Raw genomic sequence first — 19,588 nt, forward strand, 5'->3', positions numbered from 1 at the left:
TCCGCCCTATACGTCATGATTGCAGGCCCAATTTCAAGGCGCGGAACAAAAGCCTGCGCCTCGAAGGCGCAGGGGCTACGGAACGCCTTGCCGTCGTGTACCGACAGCCGATCCACGTCTTCGGCATCACGTCATACGTCTATCCAGGCCGCCGTCTCGCGGGAGGACCGGACCGCCGCTTCGATGAAGCGTACGCCGCGTACCCCGTGCCCGACAGTCGGAACCTGGAGAGAGAAGGGGGCGGGGTCGCGGCCTTCGATCCGAGCGGCAATCTGCTCGGCCACGTCGGTGTAGAGCTGAGCAAAGCCCTCAAGATAGCCCTCCGGATGACCGCCTGGGATGCGAGAGGCTGCGCGCGAGGCCTCGTCGGCCCCATATCCGTTGCGGCGGATGATCCGGGGCGGCTCGCCCAAGGGAGAGAACAGCAGGGCGTTCGGGTTTTCCTGTTGCCATTCGAGGCCGGCCTTCTCGCCATAGACACGGATACGCAGACCGTTCTCCAGCCCGGCCGCCACCTGGCTGCACCAGAGCATCCCCTTGGCGCCGGACGTGAAGCGCAGCATCATATGCGCATTGTCATCCAGCTTGCGGCCTTCCACGAAGGTGTGCAATTCGGCCGACAGCGAGGCGACCTCATCGCCCGTGATGAACTCCGCCAGATTGAATGCATGGGTGCCGATGTCGCCGACCGCGCCCGCAGGTCCCGAGCGGGTAGGATCGGTGCGCCATTCTGCCTGCTTGCTTCCGGTGTCTTCCACGCGCGTCGCAAGCCAATCCTGCGCGTATTCCACCTGCACCACACGAATGACGCCAAGCTCGCCCTTCGCCACCATGGCGCGGGCCTGCCGCACCATCGGATACCCAGTATAGTTATGGGTAACGGCGAAAATCAGGTCCGCTTCGCGCGCCAGTTCGGCAAGCCGCTCGGCTTCCTGCCGCGTCGTGGTGAGAGGCTTGTCGCAGATCACATGAATGCCCGCCCTTAGAAACGCTTCTGCCGCAGCTGCATGGGCGTGGTTCGGCGTGACGATCGCAACTGCGTCGATGCAATCCTTCCGCTCCGCCTCACGACGGGCCATAGCCTGAAAGCTGTCATAAACACGCTCGGGTGGCAGGAGCAGGTCTTCGCCGGAGAGACGCGCCCGCTCCGGATCGGACGAGAGCGCGCCTGCGACCAGCTGCCAGCGGTCGTCGAGGCGGGCCGCGATGCGGTGGACGGCGCCGATGAAGGCGCCGCGGCCGCCGCCGACCATGCCGAGCCGGAGCCGGCGGTTGAGCTTCTGGGTGCGCGATCCTGCAATGGTCATGGCTTCCTCCCTCAAGTCGCGTCGATGCCGAGGAGACGGCGATTGGCGGCGTCGTCCGTCCCGCCCGCGGCGAAGTCGTCGAATGCCTTCTCCGTCACGCGGATAATGTGAGCCTCGATGAACTCCGCACCTTCCCGGGCGCCATCCTCCGGGTGCTTCAGGGCGCATTCCCACTCCAGCACCGCCCAGGAATCGTAATCGTATTGGGCCAGCTTGGAGAAGATCGCACCGAAATCCACTTGCCCGTCGCCGAGGGAGCGGAAGCGGCCCGCACGATCGATCCAGCTCTCATAGCCGCCATAGACACCGACGCGTCCCGTTGGGTTGAATTCCGCGTCCTTTACATGGAACGCCTTGATGCGCTCATGATAAAGATCGATGAACGCGACGTAATCGAGCTGCTGCAGCAGGAAGTGGCTCGGGTCGTAGTTGATGCAGGCGCGCCTATGGCCGCCCACGGCATCCACGAAACGCTCGAAGGTCGCGCCGTCGTGAATATCCTCGCCGGGATGGATCTCGTAGCAGACGTCGCAATCGGCTTCCTCGTAGGCATCGAGAATAGGACGCCAGCGGCGCCCCAGTTCCTCGAAAGCTGTTTCGATGAGACCAGCCGGGCGCTGCGGCCAGGGATATACGAACGGCCAGGCGAGCGCACCGGAGAAGGTGACGCTCGCCTTCAGTCCCAATCGCTTCGATGCTTTGGCGGCCATGAGCATCTGGTCGACGGCCCAGGCCTGCCGTGCCTTCGGATTGCCGCGTACCTCCGGAGCCGCGAAACCCTCGAAGGCTTCGTCGAAGGCAGGGTGCACGGCTACGAGCTGGCCCTGCAGGTGCGTCGAAAGTTCGGTGATCTCCAATCCGTGCGAGCGAACGAGGCCCTGGACCTCGCCGCAATAGGCCTCGGACTCCGCAGCCTTCCTCAGATCGAAGAGACGTGCATCCCAGGTGGGAATCTGAACGCCTTTGTAGCCGAGGGAAGATGCCCAACGACAGATGGCATCGAGCGAATTGAACGGCGTCTCGTCGCCTGCGAACTGAGCGAGGAAGAGGCCTGGGCCCTTCATTGTCTTCATGGGTGAACTCCCGAGATGCGGCTGAAAAATACTGGCTGGCAAAGGGAAGCCGCACGCCACCAGCAGGCGGCTTGCCATTGCCTCGCCCCTCGCTGATGAGGGGCGAGAACTCAGGGTCGTTAGAACGGTGAGTTGGGGAAGTAATGCTCCTTGGCGTTGTCCTTCGTGATCAGCTGGGCGTTGAGCACGTAGGTGCCGCGCATGGGAGCATTGGTGTAGAAATGCGCTGCGGTGACACCCATGGCGGTCGAGATCATCGAAGGCGGATAGGAGACGTCCGCCGGGATCATCTTGTCGCCATCCATCACCTTCTTGACCATGTCCTTCATGCCCGCGCCACCGAGTACGAACTTGATGTCTTCACGCTTGGCCTGACGGATCGCTTCCATGATGCCCAGCGCCATGTCGTCGTCGGAGGCCCAGACTGCGTCGATCTTGGGATGTTTGGAGAGGAAGTCCTGCATCACCTTGAATGCGTCGTCACGGTTCCAGTTGGCATATTGCTTGTCGATGACTTTTACGCCCGAGCCTTGGAGAGCCTTCTCGAAGTTGGATACGCGCTCCTCGTCAATCACGGTTGGAATGCCGCGGAACACCACGACATTGCCTTCCTTCAGGTTGTCGACGAAGTACTTGCCGGCGACCCGTCCGAACTCCGGATTATTGCCGGCCACGTAAACGTCCTGGATCGACGGGTCCTTCAGGCCGCGGTCCACGACCGTGACGAAGGTGCCGCGCTTCTTGACCTCGCGGACCGGGTCCGTCAGCTCGTCCGAGTTGAAGGGAAGGACGACCAGTGCATCCACCTTCTGGGCCGTGAGATCGTCGAGGGCGTTCGCCTGGGATGCGCCGTCAGGCGACGTCTTTACGATCACCTTCAGTCCCGGGTAGCCCTTCTCGAGCTGCTTGGCGGTTTCCTGAGCATGGTAGACCACGCCACCGGTCCAGCCATGGGTGGCGGCCGGAATTGAGACGGCGATCGTCACATTCTTCTGCTGTGCCATGGCACCGGTCGCAACGCCGGCCATCAGGCCTGCAGCCACAGCGACTTTCAGAAATGTTGCCTTCATCTGTTCCTCCCTGAAGGGTTCTGGTTCAAAGCCCTCTGTCCTTTTGTCCGGTGGAGCTCTCCCCGGCCTCATCGCCCGCGGTGGACCGACCGCTGCACGAGCATGGCGATAATGATGATGGCACCTTGAACTGCGCCCACGAGAAACTCGGAGACGAAGTTCGACAGGACCATGATGTTGGCGACGAGTTCGAGGATCACCGCACCGATAACGGTTCCCCAGACGCGTCCTACGCCTCCTTTCAGCGCCGTGCCGCCGATGACGACGGCGGTGATCGCCTGCAGTTCCCAGAGCAGACCGGTGGTTGGGGTGGCGGAACCGAGGCGCGGCACATAGACCAGGACTGCGATGCCGACGCAGATGCCCTGGATGATGTAGGTGAGCGTACGCACGCGCCAGATCGGCACACCGGAATAGCGTGCCACATCCTCATTGGAGCCGAGGGCCACCACGTGGCGGCCGAACGATGTCCTGTAGAGGATCAGCGCGCCGATTGCGGCGACCGCCAGAAACGCGATGATCGGAACGGGGATGCCGAAGACGCTGCCGAAATAGACGGGCCGGTAGAGTTCGCGCAGCTCGAAATTGCGTAGGGTAATGGTGCCGCCCGCTGCCAGCCAGACCACGAGCGAGCGGAAGATGCCCATCGTGCCGAGCGTGACGATGAAGGGCTCGATGCGCCCGAACGTGACGATGAGGCCGTTTGCCAATCCGCACGCGGCGCTGAGCGCAATGGCTGCGAGCATGCCGATCGCCAGCGTGCCTATGTCCACCCCCCCGAGCGAGTTCAAGGTTAGGATCATGACGCCTGCGGTGAGGGCCGCCATGGAGCCGACCGAGAGATCGAGGCCGCCGGCGGAGATCACGAAGGTGGCACCGACTGCGATGATGGCGATGAACGCCGAGCGGGTGACAACGTTCAGGATGTTCGAGGCCGTCAGGAAGTCGGGATTGATGAGGGCGCCTGCAATGGCAAGAACGACGAGCGCGATGAAGGGCGAGAGCGCCCGCATGTCGATGTTGATCTTGCGCTTTTCGGCGCTGGTGCGGAGCACGGTTTCGGTCATGCATGGCCTGCGGCGATTTCCGCCGCCCTTTCTTCATGAACGCCGGTGGCGAGATAGACGATGGAATCCTCTGACAGATCGGCCTGTTCGATTTCGCCCGCGATACGGCCGTTGCGCATCACCATGACCCTGTGGCAGAGGCCGATCAGCTCCTGCATCTCCGAAGAGATGACGACGATGGAAAGGCCGTTCTCCGCGAGCTGCGCGATGAAACGGTAGATCTGTTCCTTGGTGCCGATGTCGACGCCCCGGGTCGGCTCGTCGATGACAATGATGCGCGGCTCCATCAGCATCATTTTGGCCAGCAGCAGCTTCTGCTGATTGCCGCCGGAGAGTTGCCCCGCTAAGAGGTCGCGGCTTCGGGTGCGAATGTCGAAATCCTTGATCGCCCCGTCGAGCGCCCGCTCCTCCGCTCCCACATCGATGAACGGGCCGCGACCGAATTTATCGAGGGCGGCGAGGGAAAGATTGATCCTCAGGTTCTGCTGCAGCAGCAGCCCTTTGCCCTTCCGGTCCTCAGAGAGATAGACGATCCCTGCCGCCATGGCCTCGCGCGCGTTACGGAAGCGCATGCTCTCGCCACGGAGGATGATCGAACCCTGGCTCGGCCGCAGTCCGACGAGACCCTCGAAAAGCTCGGTGCGTCCGGCACCGATCAATCCACCGAACCCCAAAATCTCGCCACGCTTCAAGGTAAAGGAGGCGTTCTCGACGTAGCCGGGGACAGCCATGTCGCGCACCGACAGGATGACGTGTTCCGAGGCCGTGGCGGGCTTATCTGGATAGAGCTTCGACATGTCGCGCCCGACCATCAGGCGGGCCATCTCGAGCGGCTCCAGGCCTTCGATGTCGCGGGTGGCGATGTGGCGGCCGTCGCGCAGAACGGTCACACGATCCGCAATGGCTTTCACCTCGTTGAGCCGATGGGAGATGTAGAGGACCGCCACGCCGTGGGAGCGTAGCTTCCGGATGATGACGAAGAGGCTCTCGGCCTCGATGGGCGTGAGAACCGCCGTCGGCTCATCGAAGGCCACCACCTTGTGCGGCACCAGGAGCGCGCGGGCGATCTGCACCAGCTGCCGGTCGGCGATGGAGAGGCGGCGCACCTCGCAATCCGGGTCGAGCCGCGTGCCGAGCTCCGCCAGGATTCCGCGCGTGCGCTCACGCATGGTTTTGTCGTCCACGAACCCGAAACGTTTGATCTCGCGGCCGAGGAAGAGGTTCTGCGTCACCGTGAGGTCTTCCGCCAGCAGGATTTCCTGGTGTACGAGAACGATGCCGTGGCTTTCCGCATCCACGGGACCTGAAAAGGAGATCGGCCGCCCATTGAGGTGAAGATCGCCTTTCGAGGGGGCGATATGGCCGGAGAGGATGCGCATGAGGGTGGATTTGCCGGCGCCGTTCTCGCCGATGACCGCGTGGACCTCCCCTGGACGCAGATCGAGCGAAATGCCGCTCAGCACCTCGTTGGGGCCGAAGGATTTGGAAATGTTCTCTGCACGAAGAACGGGATCCATACATGGCTCCGGATAAGCGATGCCGTTCGCTGACGTGATCGCGGCAGCGGTGCTCAGGCGGTTCGGGACGGAGTTTTCAGTAGGACGTGACGGTTGCTGACACTCATTTCCTCCGGCTTATCGATCTGTCCTCTGGCGGGACTTGAATGAGCGATCTAGGAACATGCCATTCTCTGGCGATGTTGCCATGTAATCGATTACATTGAAACTTTACCGAAACGGCAGGGTCTGTCAAACAGAACCAAGGTAGGGGAGGACCATGGACGAGAGTGGGTGTTCAGGCAGACCGGACGAGGACGGAGCCTCCGGCAACCGAGCCGTCCGTATTCAGGATGTGGCGCGGCTCGCCGATGTATCGACGGCCACGGTCAGCCGTGCACTGGCCTCGCCGGAGCGAGTGTCGCCGGAGGCGCGCGCCCGTGTCCTGGATGCGATCGCAAAGACAGGTTACGTGCCTAATCCTGCCGCGCGCTCGCTCCGCTCCCAGAAGACCTACATGGTGCTCGTCGTCCTGCCCGATCTGGCGAACACGTTCTTCTCCAGGATCCTGCGCGGCATCGAGGAACGGCTGTTCGAGGCGGGCTACGGCATGATCATCAGCGATCTCGACGGATCGCCCGAGAAGGAGGCTCACTTCGCGGCCTTCACGGCGGCTGGCCGCGTGGACGGTGCGATTCTCCTCAACGGACATCTGTTCGGGCAAAACCGCGAGGGAGAGGGAACACCCGCCAAGATCGGCATTCCGCTGGTCGCGCTCTGCGAAGCGATTCCTCTCGCCGATATTCCGCAGATCGAGATCGACAATCGCGGTGCCGCCAGCCGCATGACGCAGCATCTCGCATCCCTCGGTCATCAAAGGATCGCTTACGTGAGCGGACCTCGGAACAATATTCTCGAGCGGGAGCGTTTCCTCGGATACCAGGATGGCCTCAAGGTGGCTGGCTTGCCCTTCGATCCTGCGCTGGTGCTGCCGGGAGACTACACCATCGAATCGGGACGGGCGGCAGGGCAGGTGCTGGTGGCCCGTCCGACGCAGCCGACGGCCGTGTTCTGCACCAGCGATGAGATGGCGATCGGACTGATGCGTACCTTGTTGTCGGCAGGGCTGAAAGTGCCGGACGATATCTCGGTCGCAGGATTCGACGATATCGAGTTCGCAGCTGTCGCGGAGCCGGCCCTGACCACGATCCGTCAACCGCGGCGGGAGCTGGGCCAGACGGCTGCCGCCGTCCTTATCGATCTTCTGCAGGGGCGGCCATCGCCGACGCGCATCCGCCTTGAGACGGAACTCATCCTCCGGGACAGCGTCGCGCCGCCTCAGAAGATGGAGAAAGCTCCTGCGAAAAGCACGAGAACCAGGGCGATAAAGCCAACATAGGCGTAAAGCGCCTTGCGCGAGTGCCGATGGGCGTAGCTATCTCTGTCGTTGCCGTTCTGCCAGCGCGTCGACCCTTCGTGCTGTCGGGCGAGATCCACCCGAGCCGGGCTCGGCGGCGTACCGGCAGCCTCATCATCCGTGCCGAGGGGAGACAATCCGGGGTCGAAGACCTCATTCTTGTCACCCGTGCGTCCGCTGTCGATGTCCCCCTTCAGCTGCGCCGAGGTCGAACCAACGTCCCTGGGCGGAGCATCCATCGGCTTGATCGTGTGTGTGGGCGGAATATCGGTTTGATTGGGGTTATCTGAACGGGTGGACATCGAAACTCTCCCGGGCTCCACGAATGGGAAACCATCGGGAATGCGCGAGGTTCCGGGAAGGCTGCCCTCAGACGCAACCCCTTACAGAACAAGAAAAAAGGCCGCTGTTACCAGCGGCCCGAAGTTTAGGGAGGAAACGCCCAAGAAGGGCAGCAGCACTGCGACGCCAATCGCCGTACTGCACTGCGATAGTTAGGGTGTGCCCGAGCATTCCGCAAGATCAAAAGGTCAGCATAGCTGCCCAATTTTTTGGCTTCGAGAGAGCGAGACTGTTGGGAATGGCAAGTCCCAGCTAAAATGGTCCTATCAAGCGCGATGAAACAACGATGCGGGAGGGCGCGATGCCGAAGCTGAATTCCGTTCTCGAAACCGCCCTGTACGTAGACGACCTGGCGCGATCCAAGGCTTTCTATGGTGAGGATCTCGGGTTGCCGCTCCTGCTCGAAAACCAGCGCATGTGCGCCCTCGACGTGGGAGGAAGCAGTGTCTTGCTCCTGTTTCTGCGCGGGGCCTCGGCACAGGATATGACGACGCCGGGGGGGACGATTCCCGGACACGATGGGCAGGGGCCGATCCACATGGCCTTCGCCATCTCGCCCGACGAGCTGACCACGTGGGAGGAGAGACTGCGGGAGCGGCAGATCCCGATCGTCAGCAAAGTCACCTGGTCGCGAGGCGGCACGAGTGTCTACTTCCACGATCCGGATGGACATGTGCTGGAACTGGCGACCCCTGGACTTTGGGCGACCTATTGATCGCCCGAAACCGTGGAGGCCGCTCTCAGGTGATGACGCTCGGCTCGTTTCGACCCGTCCGAGCCGCGATCTCCGCGATAGCGTTCGCCGCCTCGATCACGGGAGCCAGCACCTCTGCCGTCGGAAGGTTGTGCCGTTCGGGATCCGGTTCGAAACGCTCGAGATAGACACGCAAGGTCGCGCCCGAGGTGCCGGTGCCGGACAGACGGAACACGGCGCGGGCATCTTCCCTGAACAGGATTCGGATGCCCTGTTTCGGCGTCACGGAGTGATCGACCGGGTCTGAATAAGCGAAGTCGTCGCATTCCTGCACCGTCAGGCCTCCGAATCGCTGGCCCGGAAGGCTCGCAAGTTTGGCGCGCAGGGCATCCATCAACTCGTTCGCCGGTGCGGTTTCGAGCTCCTCGTAATCGTGCCGGGTATAGTAGTCGCGCCCATAAGCGGCCCAATGTTCGCGCACGATCTCGTCTGCTGGTTTCTTCGTGACGGCCAGGACGTTGAGCCACAGCAGCACAGCCCAAAGACCATCCTTCTCACGGATGTGATTCGAGCCCGTGCCAGCGCTTTCCTCGCCGCAGATCGTGATCAGCCCCGCATCGAGAAGGTTCGCGAAGAATTTCCAGCCGGTGGGGGTCTCGAAAAAGTTGATGCCGAGCTTCTTTGCCACACGGTCGGCAGCGCGGCTTGTCGGCATGGAACGCGCCACGCCGGCGAGGCCCTTCGCATAGCCCGGCGCCAGATGAGCGTGATTTGTGAGAATTGCAAGGCTGTCACTCGGCGTGACGAAGAGCCCGCGCGCCACGATCATGTTGCGGTCGCCGTCTCCATCGGAGGCCGCGCCGAAGTCGGGCGCATCCGGACCCATCATCAGCTCCATCAGGTCATGGGCATGGACCGGATTCGGATCCGGGTGATGGCCGCCGAAATCAGGCTTGGGCTCCCCATTGACCACGGTGCCGGCTGGTGCGCCGAGGCGGTCTTCCAGAATCGCCTTCGCGTAAGGCCCCGTGATGGCGTTGAGCGCATCGAAGCGCATGCGGAAGCCGGAGCGAAACAGCTCGCTGACAGCATTGAAATCGATGAGCCGCTCCATCAGCTCCACGTAATCCGCCACCGGGTCGATGACTTGGACGACGGTGTCGCCGACCTTGGTCTCGCCGATGCGGGTGAGGTCGATGTCGGGCTGCTCGACGATCTTGTACTCGGTCATCGTGCTCGCCCGCTTGAACACGGCTTCGGTAAAGGATTCCGGTGCCGGTCCACCATGGGACATGTTGAACTTGATGCCGAAATCGCCGTCGGGTCCGCCGGGATTGTGGCTGGCCGAGAGCACCAGACCGCCGATGGCTTTGTGCTTGCGGATCACGCAGGACGCGGCTGGAGTCGAAAGCAATCCCTTCTGCCCGACGAGGATGCGGGCGAAGCCGTTGGCGACCGCCATCTTGATGGCGGTCTGCACCACAGCTTCATTGAAGAAGCGACCATCGCCGCCAATGACCAGCGTCGCACCTTCCGAGCCTTCCACATTATCGAAGATCGCCTGGATGAAGTTCTCCACATAACGTGGCTGCTGGAAGACCTTCACTTTTTTGCGCAGGCCCGACGTGCCGGGGCGCTGATCGGAAAACGGGGTTGTCGGAACGCGGGTGATCGCCATTGCTGCTTGCCACTTCCTCGAATCGGTTCTGGGCGGCTTGGTCTTGAAGTCCTTACGGCCCAAAATAGGCTCATCAGGAAGCCATTCTAGGGTCGTGGAGGTGAGATGCCACTCCCGAGATGAAGGTAAGATGAAGATCCTATGGTGAGGGCGCCGTGCCCGCTCTCTCTTTCCGAAAGCATGGTTAAGGGCGGAGTGCTTCCTTATTGAGACCCCTGACAATTTGCCCGGTGCGGGACTCTCGTCCCCGGGCCCGACCCGTGCCATAAGGCCGCCGCAACTGCTTTAGGCCAAGGTCCATGATTCGCGTCGAGAACGTCAGCAAACAAAACAGTCACCGGATCCTCTTCATCGAGGCCTCGGCATCTCTCCAGAAGGGCGAGAAGGTTGGTCTGGTCGGTCCCAACGGTGCTGGCAAGACGACGCTTTTCAGGATGATCACCAAGCAGGAGCAGCCGGATGAGGGGCAGGTCTCCGTCGACCGGGGCGTGACAATCGGCTATTTCAGCCAGGATGTGGGCGAAATGGCAGGCCGCAGCGCCGTCGCCGAAGTCATGAACGGGGCAGGCCCTGTCAGCGAAGTGGCGGCTGAGCTGAAGGAACTCGAAGCCGCGATGGCGGACCCGGACCAGGCGGGCAACTTCGACGAGATCATCGCGCGTTACGGCGAGGTGCAGGCTCGCTACGAGGAGCTGGACGGCTATTCCCTCGAAGGCCGCGCCCGCGAGGTGCTTGCGGGCCTCGGTTTCAGCCAGGAGACGATGGATGGCGACGTTGGGGCCCTCTCCGGTGGCTGGAAGATGCGCGTGGCGCTGGCTCGCATTCTCCTGATGCGTCCTGATGCTATGCTTCTCGACGAGCCGAGCAACCACCTCGATATCGAGAGCCTCATCTGGCTGGAGGATTTTCTCAGAGGCTATGAGGGCGCGCTGCTCATGACCTCGCACGACCGCGCCTTCATGAACCGTATCGTCAACAAGATCATCGAGATCGACGGCGGTTCGCTCACCACCTATTCGGGCGACTATGAGTTCTACGAGCAGCAGCGCGCACTCAACGAGAAGCAGCAGCAGGCCCAGTTCGAACGCCAGCAGGCGATGCTCGCCAAGGAAATCAAGTTCATCGAGCGCTTCAAGGCCCGTGCCTCTCACGCGGCCCAGGTGCAGAGCCGCGTCAAGAAGCTTGAGAAGATCGAGCGCGTGGAGCCACCCAAGCGCCGCCAATCCGTGGCGTTCGATTTCCTCCCCGCCTCACGCTCGGGAGACGATGTGATCAGCCTCAAGAACGTGCACAAGCGTTACGGCAGCCGCACCATCTACGAAGGCCTGGATTTCGCGGTGCGCCGTAAGGAACGCTGGTGCGTCATGGGTATCAACGGTGCCGGAAAGTCTACGCTGCTGAAGCTGGTCGCGGGCGCCGCCGAGCCCGATGAGGGCACCGTCACGATTGGTGCCAGCGTGAAAATGGGTTACTTCGCCCAGCACGCCATGGAGGTGCTCGATGGCGACCGTACGGTGTTCGAATTCCTTGAAGATTCGTTCCCGCAGGCTGGGCAAGGTTCGCTACGTACCCTCGCAGGATGTTTCGGATTCTCAGGTGACGATGCGGAGAAGAAGTGTCGCGTGCTTTCAGGAGGCGAGAAGGCGCGTCTCGTGATGGCCAAGATGCTTTATGATCCGCCGAATCTGTTGGTGCTGGACGAGCCCACCAACCATCTCGACATGGCAACCAAGGAAATGCTGATCGAGGCACTCTCGCGCTACGAGGGTACCATGCTCTTCGTCTCGCACGACCGCCACTTTCTCGCAGCCTTGTCCAACCGCGTCCTTGAACTCACGTCGGATGGCATCCATCAGTATGGCGGCGGCTATACGGAGTACGTCGCCCATACGGGCCAGGAAGCCCCAGGCCTTCGGCTTTGAGACAAGCGAGCCCAGGGCAGTCATCACGGCGCCCCTAGGGTGCGGAAGAGATTACCGGGATCGAATCGAGCAATCTTTGGGAGAGACGGCGCAAAGACCTTCCCGCGACGCGCGATCTCGGGCGCGAGACGGCCGCGTACTGAACCCGGTGCCTCCATCGATCCCATAGGGTGCAACAATCCTGGCGCCCCCAGAGTCGTTGCCTATTGCCGGCTCTGCAGATCGAAGATCGCACCTGTAATTCGCCTGTATTTGGTCTGGGTGACCTGCAGGTCCCTGAACCAGTTCACCAAATCTCCCCAGGGGTCGTTGATCTGCGCAAAGCCCGACAGGAAGGCGACCACGGTTCCGACTTCCGTCTTGCCTTCGATGATCCAATAGCCGCCAAGGGCCAGGATCGCACAGATGCCGAGGTGATAAACGAGATTCATGAAGAAGTTCATCGAAAACTTGAGCTTGTAGATGCTCATGTTCAAGACGAAGACTTTCTCGACCAGGACGCTCTGCCGGTCCTCCGGGGACAGGTTGAGCGCATCGCCGCCTACGATCCCGATGCTGATCTGACGAAGCGTTCCGATGCGGTGGCTGACCCTGCGGTTGATCGCCTGCTGCATCAGCGGCACGAAGACGAGTTGAGGCGAGAAGACGATAAGCGTGATCAGGGCCAGAAATGGCTGCAGGTGAATCAGGTAGGCAAAGACGCTGATCAGGATCCCGCCCTGAAGCACCGGCTCCGAGATGCAACTGCCGACGAAGCCGCCGATCGGTTCGGCTTCGTCGATCACAAGGGCGACCTTGATGCCGCTCCTCGACGGCTCGAGGTACTGCCCCAATCCGAGATCGGACAGCAGAGAGGCCCTTAGGCTCCGCAAGGCGGTCTCGCTCACCCAGCTTCGGTATACGTTCAGGATGAGCTTCGTCAAACCTCCTGCGAAAGCGATCGCCACATAGATTCCTGCGAGCGTTGCGATATCGCTGACGCTGCTGCTTCGGAGCGCGTCGTTGATGATGCGCCGCTGCAGTTCGAGCGGCGCGACCGTCATGGCGAAGGCCAAGCCGGACAAGCATGCGAGCCCGAGTTGGTGCCAGCCGCTAGTGCGAATGATGAAGCCGAACAGACGGGCGGGTGTCTCTCTCTGTTGAGCCGATGTCGACGACTCCGGGGTACCCTGCCAGGGGTTTTCGCGCGGCGTGGATTTGGATGGGTCAATAGCCACGGCATTGGCTCGTCGGTAGCTGACGTTGCGCGAAACCAGTCCTGACCCGCTCCAAGCTCGGCGGTACGAACGGCCGATCCGCCGCGGGGGAGCTTGCTTGACCTACGTCAATGTGTACGGGACCGCTCAGGATCAAGGTACTCTCGTATGTCGCGGGAGGGAAGATGGCAGTCTCGGAGCCTCCAGGCGGGTCGGATGAGCCCGGCATCATCGAAACACGCGATTTGACGAGACGTTTTGGGGAACTGATCGCTGTCGACGGCGTATCGTTCCGAGTGCGGCCGGGGGAGATCTTCGGTCTTATCGGGCCGAACGGCGCCGGAAAATCCACGCTCGTCAAGATGCTGACGACACTCCTGCCGCCGAGTTCCGGGTCGGCATTGGTGGCAGGCTTCGATGTGACGCGTCAGCCTGCAAAGGTGCGCGCTCATATCGGCTACGTCCCCCAGCTTCTATCAGCGGACGGAGCGCTGACCGCCTATGAAAATCTCCTTCTCTCTGCTCGCCTCTACCTCATCGACCGAAAGCAGCGGCAGGCGCGCATCGCCTCGGCTCTCGAATTGATGGACTTGAAAGACGCCGCCCATCGCGTCGTCGCAGGCTTTTCGGGCGGCATGATCCGGCGGCTCGAAATTGCTCAGAGCATGCTTCATGAACCCGATGTTCTGTTCATGGACGAACCGACGGTCGGGCTCGATCCTGTCGCACGCCGGGCCGTGTGGAACCACGTCCGGGAATTACGGGAACAGCTCGGCACCACGATTCTGATCACGACGCATCTGATGGAAGAGGCCGATGGATTATGTGACCGCATCGGCGTGCTTCACGCGGGCAGGCTCGAAGAGGTAGGCTCGCCTCAGGACCTGAAAGCGCAGATCGGCCCGGAGGCGACTTTGGATGACGTGTTCGCGAAAGTCACCGGCACTGAAATGACCGCTGGAGGATCCTACCGTGACATCAGGCAGACCCGCGCCAGCGCTCGCGCCCACTCATGAGGCCTCGCTGCCAACCCGGGTCGCCGGCTACCTGACCCAGGTTCATGCCGTGGCCGACGCAGAGCTCCGCAAGCTCATGCATGACCCGAGCGAGCTTCTGACACGGGCGCTCCAGCCCGCCATCTGGCTGCTTCTGTTCGGCCAGGTCATGGCGCAGGTGCGGGGCATCACGACCGGGGCGCGATACCTCGATTTTCTGGCACCCGGCATTCTGGCTCAAAGCGTTCTGTTCGCGGCCATCTTCTACGGCATTGCGGCGATCTGGGAACGCGACCTCGGCGTGCTGCACCGCTACATGGTCAGCCCAGCGCCCCGGACCGCACTCGTTCTCGGCAAAGCGGCATCATCGACCATACGAGGGATATCGCAGGCCGTCATCGTCTATGCGCTCGCGATCCTGATCGGGATCAGCGTGTCGTTCGCGCCGACCCATATCGTCGGGGTGGCGCTCTTCATCGCGATCGGATCAGCCCTGTTCTCAACCTTCTCGCTGATCATCGCCTGCATCGTGAGAACCCGCGAGCGGTTCATGGGCATCGGCCAGGTGCTGACCATGCCGATCTTCTTCGCCAGCAATGCGATTTATCCGATCGAACTCATGCCGGGATGGCTCAAGGCCATTTCATCCGCCAATCCGCTGACCTACGAGGTCGATGGCCTGCGCGCCCTCATGCTGGCCGACGGAGCGACCCAGTACGGATTGGGATTCGACCTTGCCGTGCTCACGACGGTGACGGCGTTGCTCGTCGTCATCGCCGCTCGCATGTATCCTCGCCTGACCGCGTGACCGCGGCAAGAGCCGCTCTCTCGATGACGGCTTGGAGTATCCTCGATTAGGCCTGACAGTCACAATCCCAGGAGATGTCTCATGAGAGTCGAAAACATCATGACCACGCCGGTCATCAACGTTGAACCCTCGACCTCCATCGGCGAGGCGGCAAAGCTGATGCTCGCGCACCGGATCAGCGGTCTTCCTGTCGTTGATCGGGACAGCCGGCTGGTCGGGGTCGTCAGCGAGGGCGACCTGCTGCGTCGAAGCGAGCTGGGAACCGAGCGGAAGAGGCCCTGGTGGCTAGAGTTCTTCGTTAGTCCCGGCCGCACCGCCGATGAGTATGTTCATGCTCATGGCCGCAAGGTGGCGGAGGTGATGTCCGCAGACGTCGTGACCATCCGTCGCGATGCTTCCCTCGACGAGGTCATCGAGACGATGAGCCGCCGTCGCATCAAGCGCCTTCCCGTGGTCGAGGGAGACAAGCTGATCGGAATCGTGACGCGGTCCGATATTCTGCGCGCCCTGGCGCAGGCCCTTCCTTCGGCGAGTACGCGGGAAGCGGTGAACGACGAGCAGATCCGCAAGGCCGTCGTGGCGGAACTCGCGCGGCAGAACTGGGGCGGGCCGTTCATCAGGGTCAGCGTGCGCGACGGCGTGGTCGAGCTCGCGGGCCCGATCTTCGACGAGCGGGAGCGGATGGCTGCCCGGGTCGCTGCCGAGAATGTGGCCGGCGTGACGTCGGTCTCCGATCAGCTGGTCTGGGTCGAGCCGATTTCGGGAATGGTGGTTCTCCCTCCTGGAGACGATCAAAGCTAATCTCGCCGGGCCACGCGGCGCATGCGCGGTGCTCTTGAGGAAACACCCGCATCTTGATGGCAGGGGGCTTCGCGTCGAACGCAGGCAGATGACGGCCATGTTGCAGCTCAACTCTTCTCCGGACCCCGCGACGGCCGATCTTGCCGATCGGTTCTGGATGCTCTCCGGCGAGGAAGCGCTCGCGCGCCTGCAATCCGGTCAGCAGGGCCTGTTCGCTTCGGAAGCCGCGCGGCGTTTGGCCCGGCTCGGGCGCAACATCGCAGTGGAGCCGGTGCGTCGCAGGATCATCGCCAAGATCGGCAAGCGCCTGATTGAGCCGCTGATCGCCATCCTGATCGTCGCTGCCCTGATCTCCGGCGCCACGGGGGACTGGGCAAGCTTCGGCATCATTCTCACCATCCTCGGTATCTCGATCGCCCTCGACGTCGTCCAGGAGCATCGTGCCGAAGTCGCAGCCGATACCCTCAAGCGTTCCGTCGCCGTCCATTCCGAGGTCAGGCGCGACGGCGGTCTGGTCCGCCTTCCGGTCGAGGAGATCGTTCCCGGCGACATTGTGATGCTGCGAGCCGGGGACCTCGTTCCGGCGGACGGGATCGTGCTGGACAGCCGTGCGGCCCATACGAACGAGGCCTTGCTCACGGGCGAGCCGTTCCCGGTCGAGAAGCGGCCGGGACCGAGCGAAGCCACGACGCCCGCGGACGCGTTCAACGCCCTGTTCGGCGGAACGGCGCTGGTGAGCGGCGAGGCAACGATGCTGGTGCTCGCGACCGGTGCCCGGACCAAGTTCGGCGGGATCGCAGCCGCGCTCTGGTCGGACGAGCCGCCGACGGCTTTCGAACGGGGGCTGCACGGGCTCGGCATCCTGATCCTGCGAATGACGGCATTCTTGGTCCTCTTCGTGCTCCTCGCCAATCTGATGCTCCATCGGCCTATCCTTGAATCCTTCCTGTTCTCTGTGGCGCTGGCGATCGGCCTCACGCCCGAATTGCTGCCGATGATCACAACCGTCACCCTGTCGCGGGGAGCCGTGCGCATGGCGGCCCGGAAGGTGGTCGTGAAACGTCTGGCCTCCATTCACGATCTCGGGGCCATGGACGTGTTGTGTACCGACAAGACCGGGACCCTGACCGAAGCCAGCATCGTCCTCGTCGGTCATCCGGGGCCGGACGGCACGGACGCGGAACGGGTGATCGAGCTGGCGACGGTCAACAGCCGCTTCGAGTCTGGTGTCAGAAGCCCGCTCGACGACGCGATCCTCGCCCATGCGGCGAGCCGATCATCGGACTTGTGGCGGCGGATCGCCGACGTGCCTTTCGATTTCGAGCGCCGTCGCGTCTCGGTCCTGGCCGAACACGAGGGCGAGCGTTTCCTGATCGTGAAGGGGGCGCCGGAAGAGATCCTGGCGCGGTCCGACCGGGTGGAGCTTGGAGCCGGCGAAGCGGTTCCGCTCGACCGGGATGTCCGGCAAAGGCTGGATCATCTTCTCGAGGAGAAATCCGGGCAGGGCTTCCGGTGCCTCGGCGTTGCTTGGCGGACCATGCTGGCGGACCGCGACAGGCCTGCCGCCGAGGACGAGGAAGGCCTCGTCTTCGCGGGCTATTGCGTCTTCGTCGATCCGCCGAAAGCCTCGGCGGCTCAGGCCATCGCACGGCTCGAGGCGGCGGGCGTCCGGATCAAGATCGTGTCCGGCGATGCGGCGCCCGTCCTGACGCACATCGTCGGATCGCTCGGGATTCCGGCTCGCGGCCTCCTGACGGGAGCGCAGATCGCCAAGCTCAGCGATGCGGCGCTCGCGGCGCGCATCGACGGCACTGACCTGTTCGCGCGCGTGTCGCCGGATCAGAAGACACGGATCGTCCGCGCGCTCCAGGGCCGGGGCCACACGGTCGGGTTCATCGGCGATGGCATCAACGACGCGCCGGCCATCAAGGCGGCCGATACCGGTGTTTCGGTGGACGGAGCCTCCGATGTCGCTCGCGCTGCGGCGGACATGATCCTGCTTGAGCACGACCTGGAGGTCGTGGCCGACGGCGTGGCCGAGGGAAGGCGCACTTACGCGAATATCATGAAGTATGTGCGCATGGGCACCTCATCGAACTTCGGCAACATGCTGTCGATGGCGTTCGCCTCCCTGTTCCTCCCGTTCTTGCCGCTGACCCCGATCCAGGTGCTCCTCAACAATCTGCTCTACGATCTCAGCGAGACGGGCATTCCGTTCGACAATGTCGATGAGCGGGAGATCCGGCGCCCTCACAGCTGGGACATGCATGAAGTGCTGCGCTTCTCGCTTGTCATGGGGCCGCTTTCGTCCCTCTTCGATATTGCGACCTTCCTCCTGCTCATGCACGGTTTCGGCGCCTCTGCGGAGGTATTCCGCACGGCATGGTTCGTCGAATCGACGGCGACTCAGATCCTCGTCATTTTTCTGATCAGGACTGCTCTGCCGGCCTGGGAAAGCAAGCCGAACCGGGTCCTGACGGTGAGTTCGCTGGCTGCGCTTGGCGTCGCCATGATCATTGCCCTGTCTCCGTTCGGAGGCATCCTGGGGTTCGGCGCCCTGCCATGGCCGACGCTGCTGATCATGTTCGTCCTGGTGGCGATCTATCTTCTCGCGGCGGAATTGTTGAAGCGCTTCGCCCAGCCCCACGGAAAAAGACGTTACGTGCGCAAGGGCGCTTCTCGCGGCATGAGCGCCACAGGGTGAGGACGATCCGTCTCCCAGGCGGTGCGTCCTTGGGAGCGGACCTCGTCTCGTTCCGCACGATGCGCAGGACCCTGTCCGTATCTGTCAAGCCACTGTCCTCACTGATCAAGCGCGTCGTCTGCGCATGGCTAAAATGCTGCCTTCGTAATGGCCTGACCGGATTGTTCCGGCGGCTTCGTGCGAAGACGAGCCGGCAGGCCCGTCGTTCCAACCATTCATCGAGAGGAGGCTCACTTGAGGACTTCAACTCTTTTCATCTGTGCCGGAATTGCGCTCTTAGGAGGACCCGCGGCTGCCCAGGCGCAGCCCAATCCCATCCAGGGAACCCCCGGCTCGGCATTCCCCTATGCGGCGCCGCACGAGGTCCAGATCATCAACGGCGTGCCGTGCCGGACCGTTCTGATCGAAGGCACCAACGTGCGCGTTCCTGTCCAGTGCGCCGGCCCTGTCGCGACCGGCGTCTTCGAGCCCGGCACCACAGCGAGTATCCGTCTGGAGGAGGGAGGCGGGCGGGCGATGGCAGGCCGGCCGCTTTCTGGAACCCCGGATTCGCTCTTCCCCTATGCGGCGCCGCACGAGGTTCAGATCATCAACGGCGTGCCGTGCCGGACCGTTCTGGTCAAGGAAACCAACATCCGCATTCCCGTGGAGTGCGCCCGTTAACGGCGCCCGGCCCGAAGAGCGAAGGGACAGCACGCCACCGATCATTGTCGTTGGCGATGGCTGAGCGACACGAGGGCACGGCCTTAGCTTTCAGAAAGTCCAGGGCCTGCATCGTCTGAGAATGGTCCTCTCGGGCCGCTCGAACTTTTGTAACTTGCTTGCGCATGGTGCCTCATGCGCAAGCGAAGCGATCCTCATCCCTGTCGACGGAAGTCTTCCCGACGCCTTGCTGCGCGCATTCCCTCACTCATGCCTGAACGGGCGCGGCGCCCCATCGCGGCCAGAGCACCGGACATCGAAAGTGGATTGACCGTTTGGGATCCGTCCGGTGCTCACGTCCTGGACGCGAAGGGCC

16 protein-coding genes are annotated in these 19,588 nt (G+C 62.7%); 8 read left to right on the forward strand and 8 right to left on the reverse strand.

Annotated elements, in window-relative coordinates; genetic code table 11:
- Positions 1–131 precede the first annotated feature (131 nt).
- The 5 genes from ACS5Q0_RS12350 to ACS5Q0_RS12370 all read right to left on the reverse strand — a co-directional run bounded on the left by ACS5Q0_RS12350 (position 132) and on the right by ACS5Q0_RS12370 (position 6,034).
- Positions 132–1,307, reverse strand: a complete 1,176-nt coding sequence (locus tag ACS5Q0_RS12350; RefSeq protein ID WP_473126931.1) for a Gfo/Idh/MocA family protein — start codon at positions 1,305–1,307, stop codon at positions 132–134.
- Positions 1,308–1,318: 11 nt separating this feature from the next.
- Positions 1,319–2,380, reverse strand: coding sequence for a sugar phosphate isomerase/epimerase family protein (locus tag ACS5Q0_RS12355; protein WP_473126932.1), 1,062 nt, complete (start codon positions 2,378–2,380; stop codon positions 1,319–1,321).
- 119 nt (positions 2,381–2,499) lie between these two features.
- On the reverse strand, positions 2,500–3,450 hold the full coding sequence (locus ACS5Q0_RS12360) for a substrate-binding domain-containing protein (protein WP_473126933.1): 951 nt from the start codon (positions 3,448–3,450) through the stop codon (positions 2,500–2,502).
- Positions 3,451–3,518: 68 nt separating this feature from the next.
- Entirely contained in the window at positions 3,519–4,517 is a 999-nt protein-coding gene (locus tag ACS5Q0_RS12365) for an ABC transporter permease (RefSeq protein WP_473126934.1), read from the reverse strand.
- On the reverse strand, positions 4,514–6,034 hold the full coding sequence (locus tag ACS5Q0_RS12370; RefSeq protein WP_473126935.1) for a sugar ABC transporter ATP-binding protein: 1,521 nt from the start codon (positions 6,032–6,034) through the stop codon (positions 4,514–4,516). Before ACS5Q0_RS12370 ends, ACS5Q0_RS12365 begins: the two co-directional genes overlap by 4 nt.
- 259 nt (positions 6,035–6,293) lie before the next feature.
- Here ACS5Q0_RS12370 and ACS5Q0_RS12375 point away from each other — a divergent pair, with 259 nt between their 5' ends.
- A complete protein-coding gene (locus tag ACS5Q0_RS12375) occupies positions 6,294–7,412 on the forward strand; it encodes a LacI family DNA-binding transcriptional regulator (RefSeq protein ID WP_473126936.1) in 1,119 nt (372 codons plus the stop codon).
- Here ACS5Q0_RS12375 and ACS5Q0_RS12380 read toward each other — a convergent pair.
- Complete coding sequence (locus tag ACS5Q0_RS12380; RefSeq protein WP_473126937.1) at positions 7,352–7,732, reverse strand: hypothetical protein; 381 nt, start codon at positions 7,730–7,732, stop codon at positions 7,352–7,354. The genes ACS5Q0_RS12375 and ACS5Q0_RS12380 overlap by 61 nt on opposite strands.
- 341 nt (positions 7,733–8,073) lie before the next feature.
- On the opposite strand from ACS5Q0_RS12380, the gene ACS5Q0_RS12385 reads away from it, so the two are divergent.
- Positions 8,074–8,487 carry a VOC family protein gene (locus tag ACS5Q0_RS12385; protein ID WP_473126938.1) on the forward strand — a complete coding sequence of 138 codons (414 nt, stop codon included), beginning with the start codon at positions 8,074–8,076 and terminating at the stop codon, positions 8,485–8,487.
- Positions 8,488–8,512: 25 nt separating this feature from the next.
- Here ACS5Q0_RS12385 and ACS5Q0_RS12390 read toward each other — a convergent pair whose 3' ends face one another.
- On the reverse strand, positions 8,513–10,144 hold the full coding sequence (locus tag ACS5Q0_RS12390) for an alpha-D-glucose phosphate-specific phosphoglucomutase (protein ID WP_473126939.1): 1,632 nt from the start codon (positions 10,142–10,144) through the stop codon (positions 8,513–8,515).
- A gap of 299 nt (positions 10,145–10,443) precedes the next feature.
- Between ACS5Q0_RS12390 and ACS5Q0_RS12395 the strand changes: the two genes are divergently transcribed.
- The gene (locus tag ACS5Q0_RS12395; RefSeq protein WP_473126940.1) at positions 10,444–12,066 is read left to right on the forward strand and encodes an ABC-F family ATP-binding cassette domain-containing protein; all 1,623 of its coding nucleotides are present in this window, start codon (positions 10,444–10,446) and stop codon (positions 12,064–12,066) included.
- A gap of 203 nt (positions 12,067–12,269) precedes the next feature.
- On the opposite strand, the gene ACS5Q0_RS12400 is transcribed toward ACS5Q0_RS12395, so the two are convergent.
- On the reverse strand, positions 12,270–13,283 hold the full coding sequence (locus ACS5Q0_RS12400) for an ABC transporter transmembrane domain-containing protein (protein ID WP_473126941.1): 1,014 nt from the start codon (positions 13,281–13,283) through the stop codon (positions 12,270–12,272).
- Between the two features lie 164 nt (positions 13,284–13,447).
- Here ACS5Q0_RS12400 and ACS5Q0_RS12405 point away from each other — a divergent pair, with 164 nt between their 5' ends.
- The 5 genes from ACS5Q0_RS12405 (at position 13,448) to ACS5Q0_RS12425 (ending at position 19,233) form a co-directional block, all read left to right on the forward strand.
- The gene (locus ACS5Q0_RS12405) at positions 13,448–14,278 is read left to right on the forward strand and encodes an ABC transporter ATP-binding protein (protein WP_473126942.1); all 831 of its coding nucleotides are present in this window, start codon (positions 13,448–13,450) and stop codon (positions 14,276–14,278) included.
- A complete protein-coding gene (locus ACS5Q0_RS12410; protein ID WP_473126943.1) occupies positions 14,235–15,065 on the forward strand; it encodes an ABC transporter permease in 831 nt (276 codons plus the stop codon). The genes ACS5Q0_RS12405 and ACS5Q0_RS12410 overlap by 44 nt, the downstream gene beginning before the upstream one ends.
- A gap of 81 nt (positions 15,066–15,146) precedes the next feature.
- On the forward strand, positions 15,147–15,866 hold the full coding sequence (locus ACS5Q0_RS12415) for a CBS domain-containing protein (RefSeq protein ID WP_473126944.1): 720 nt from the start codon (positions 15,147–15,149) through the stop codon (positions 15,864–15,866).
- 97 nt (positions 15,867–15,963) lie between these two features.
- The gene (gene mgtA / locus ACS5Q0_RS12420) at positions 15,964–18,570 is read left to right on the forward strand and encodes a magnesium-translocating P-type ATPase (RefSeq protein ID WP_473126945.1); all 2,607 of its coding nucleotides are present in this window, start codon (positions 15,964–15,966) and stop codon (positions 18,568–18,570) included.
- 234 nt (positions 18,571–18,804) lie between these two features.
- The gene (locus tag ACS5Q0_RS12425) at positions 18,805–19,233 is read left to right on the forward strand and encodes a hypothetical protein (RefSeq protein ID WP_473126946.1); all 429 of its coding nucleotides are present in this window, start codon (positions 18,805–18,807) and stop codon (positions 19,231–19,233) included.
- Positions 19,234–19,588: the final 355 nt, after the last annotated feature.

The sequence above is a fragment of the Microvirga sp. HS2 genome, from assembly GCF_055792805.1.

Excerpts from the sequence above, each read along its gene's own strand:
- ACS5Q0_RS12350 (WP_473126931.1), bottom strand. The coding sequence starts at position 1,307 with ATGACCATTGCAGGATCGCGCACCCAGAAGCTCAACCGCCGGCTCCGG.
- ACS5Q0_RS12355 (WP_473126932.1), bottom strand. The coding sequence starts at position 2,380 with ATGAAGACAATGAAGGGCCCAGGCCTCTTCCTCGCTCAGTTCGCAGGC.
- ACS5Q0_RS12360 (WP_473126933.1), bottom strand. The coding sequence starts at position 3,450 with ATGAAGGCAACATTTCTGAAAGTCGCTGTGGCTGCAGGCCTGATGGCC.
- ACS5Q0_RS12365 (WP_473126934.1), bottom strand. The coding sequence starts at position 4,517 with ATGACCGAAACCGTGCTCCGCACCAGCGCCGAAAAGCGCAAGATCAAC.
- ACS5Q0_RS12370 (WP_473126935.1), bottom strand. The coding sequence starts at position 6,034 with ATGGATCCCGTTCTTCGTGCAGAGAACATTTCCAAATCCTTCGGCCCC.
- ACS5Q0_RS12375 (WP_473126936.1), top strand. The coding sequence starts at position 6,294 with ATGGACGAGAGTGGGTGTTCAGGCAGACCGGACGAGGACGGAGCCTCC.
- ACS5Q0_RS12380 (WP_473126937.1), bottom strand. The coding sequence starts at position 7,732 with ATGTCCACCCGTTCAGATAACCCCAATCAAACCGATATTCCGCCCACA.
- ACS5Q0_RS12385 (WP_473126938.1), top strand. The coding sequence starts at position 8,074 with ATGCCGAAGCTGAATTCCGTTCTCGAAACCGCCCTGTACGTAGACGAC.
- ACS5Q0_RS12390 (WP_473126939.1), bottom strand. The coding sequence starts at position 10,144 with ATGGCGATCACCCGCGTTCCGACAACCCCGTTTTCCGATCAGCGCCCC.
- ACS5Q0_RS12395 (WP_473126940.1), top strand. The coding sequence starts at position 10,444 with ATGATTCGCGTCGAGAACGTCAGCAAACAAAACAGTCACCGGATCCTC.
- ACS5Q0_RS12405 (WP_473126942.1), top strand. The coding sequence starts at position 13,448 with ATGGCAGTCTCGGAGCCTCCAGGCGGGTCGGATGAGCCCGGCATCATC.
- ACS5Q0_RS12415 (WP_473126944.1), top strand. The coding sequence starts at position 15,147 with ATGAGAGTCGAAAACATCATGACCACGCCGGTCATCAACGTTGAACCC.
- mgtA (WP_473126945.1), top strand. The coding sequence starts at position 15,964 with ATGTTGCAGCTCAACTCTTCTCCGGACCCCGCGACGGCCGATCTTGCC.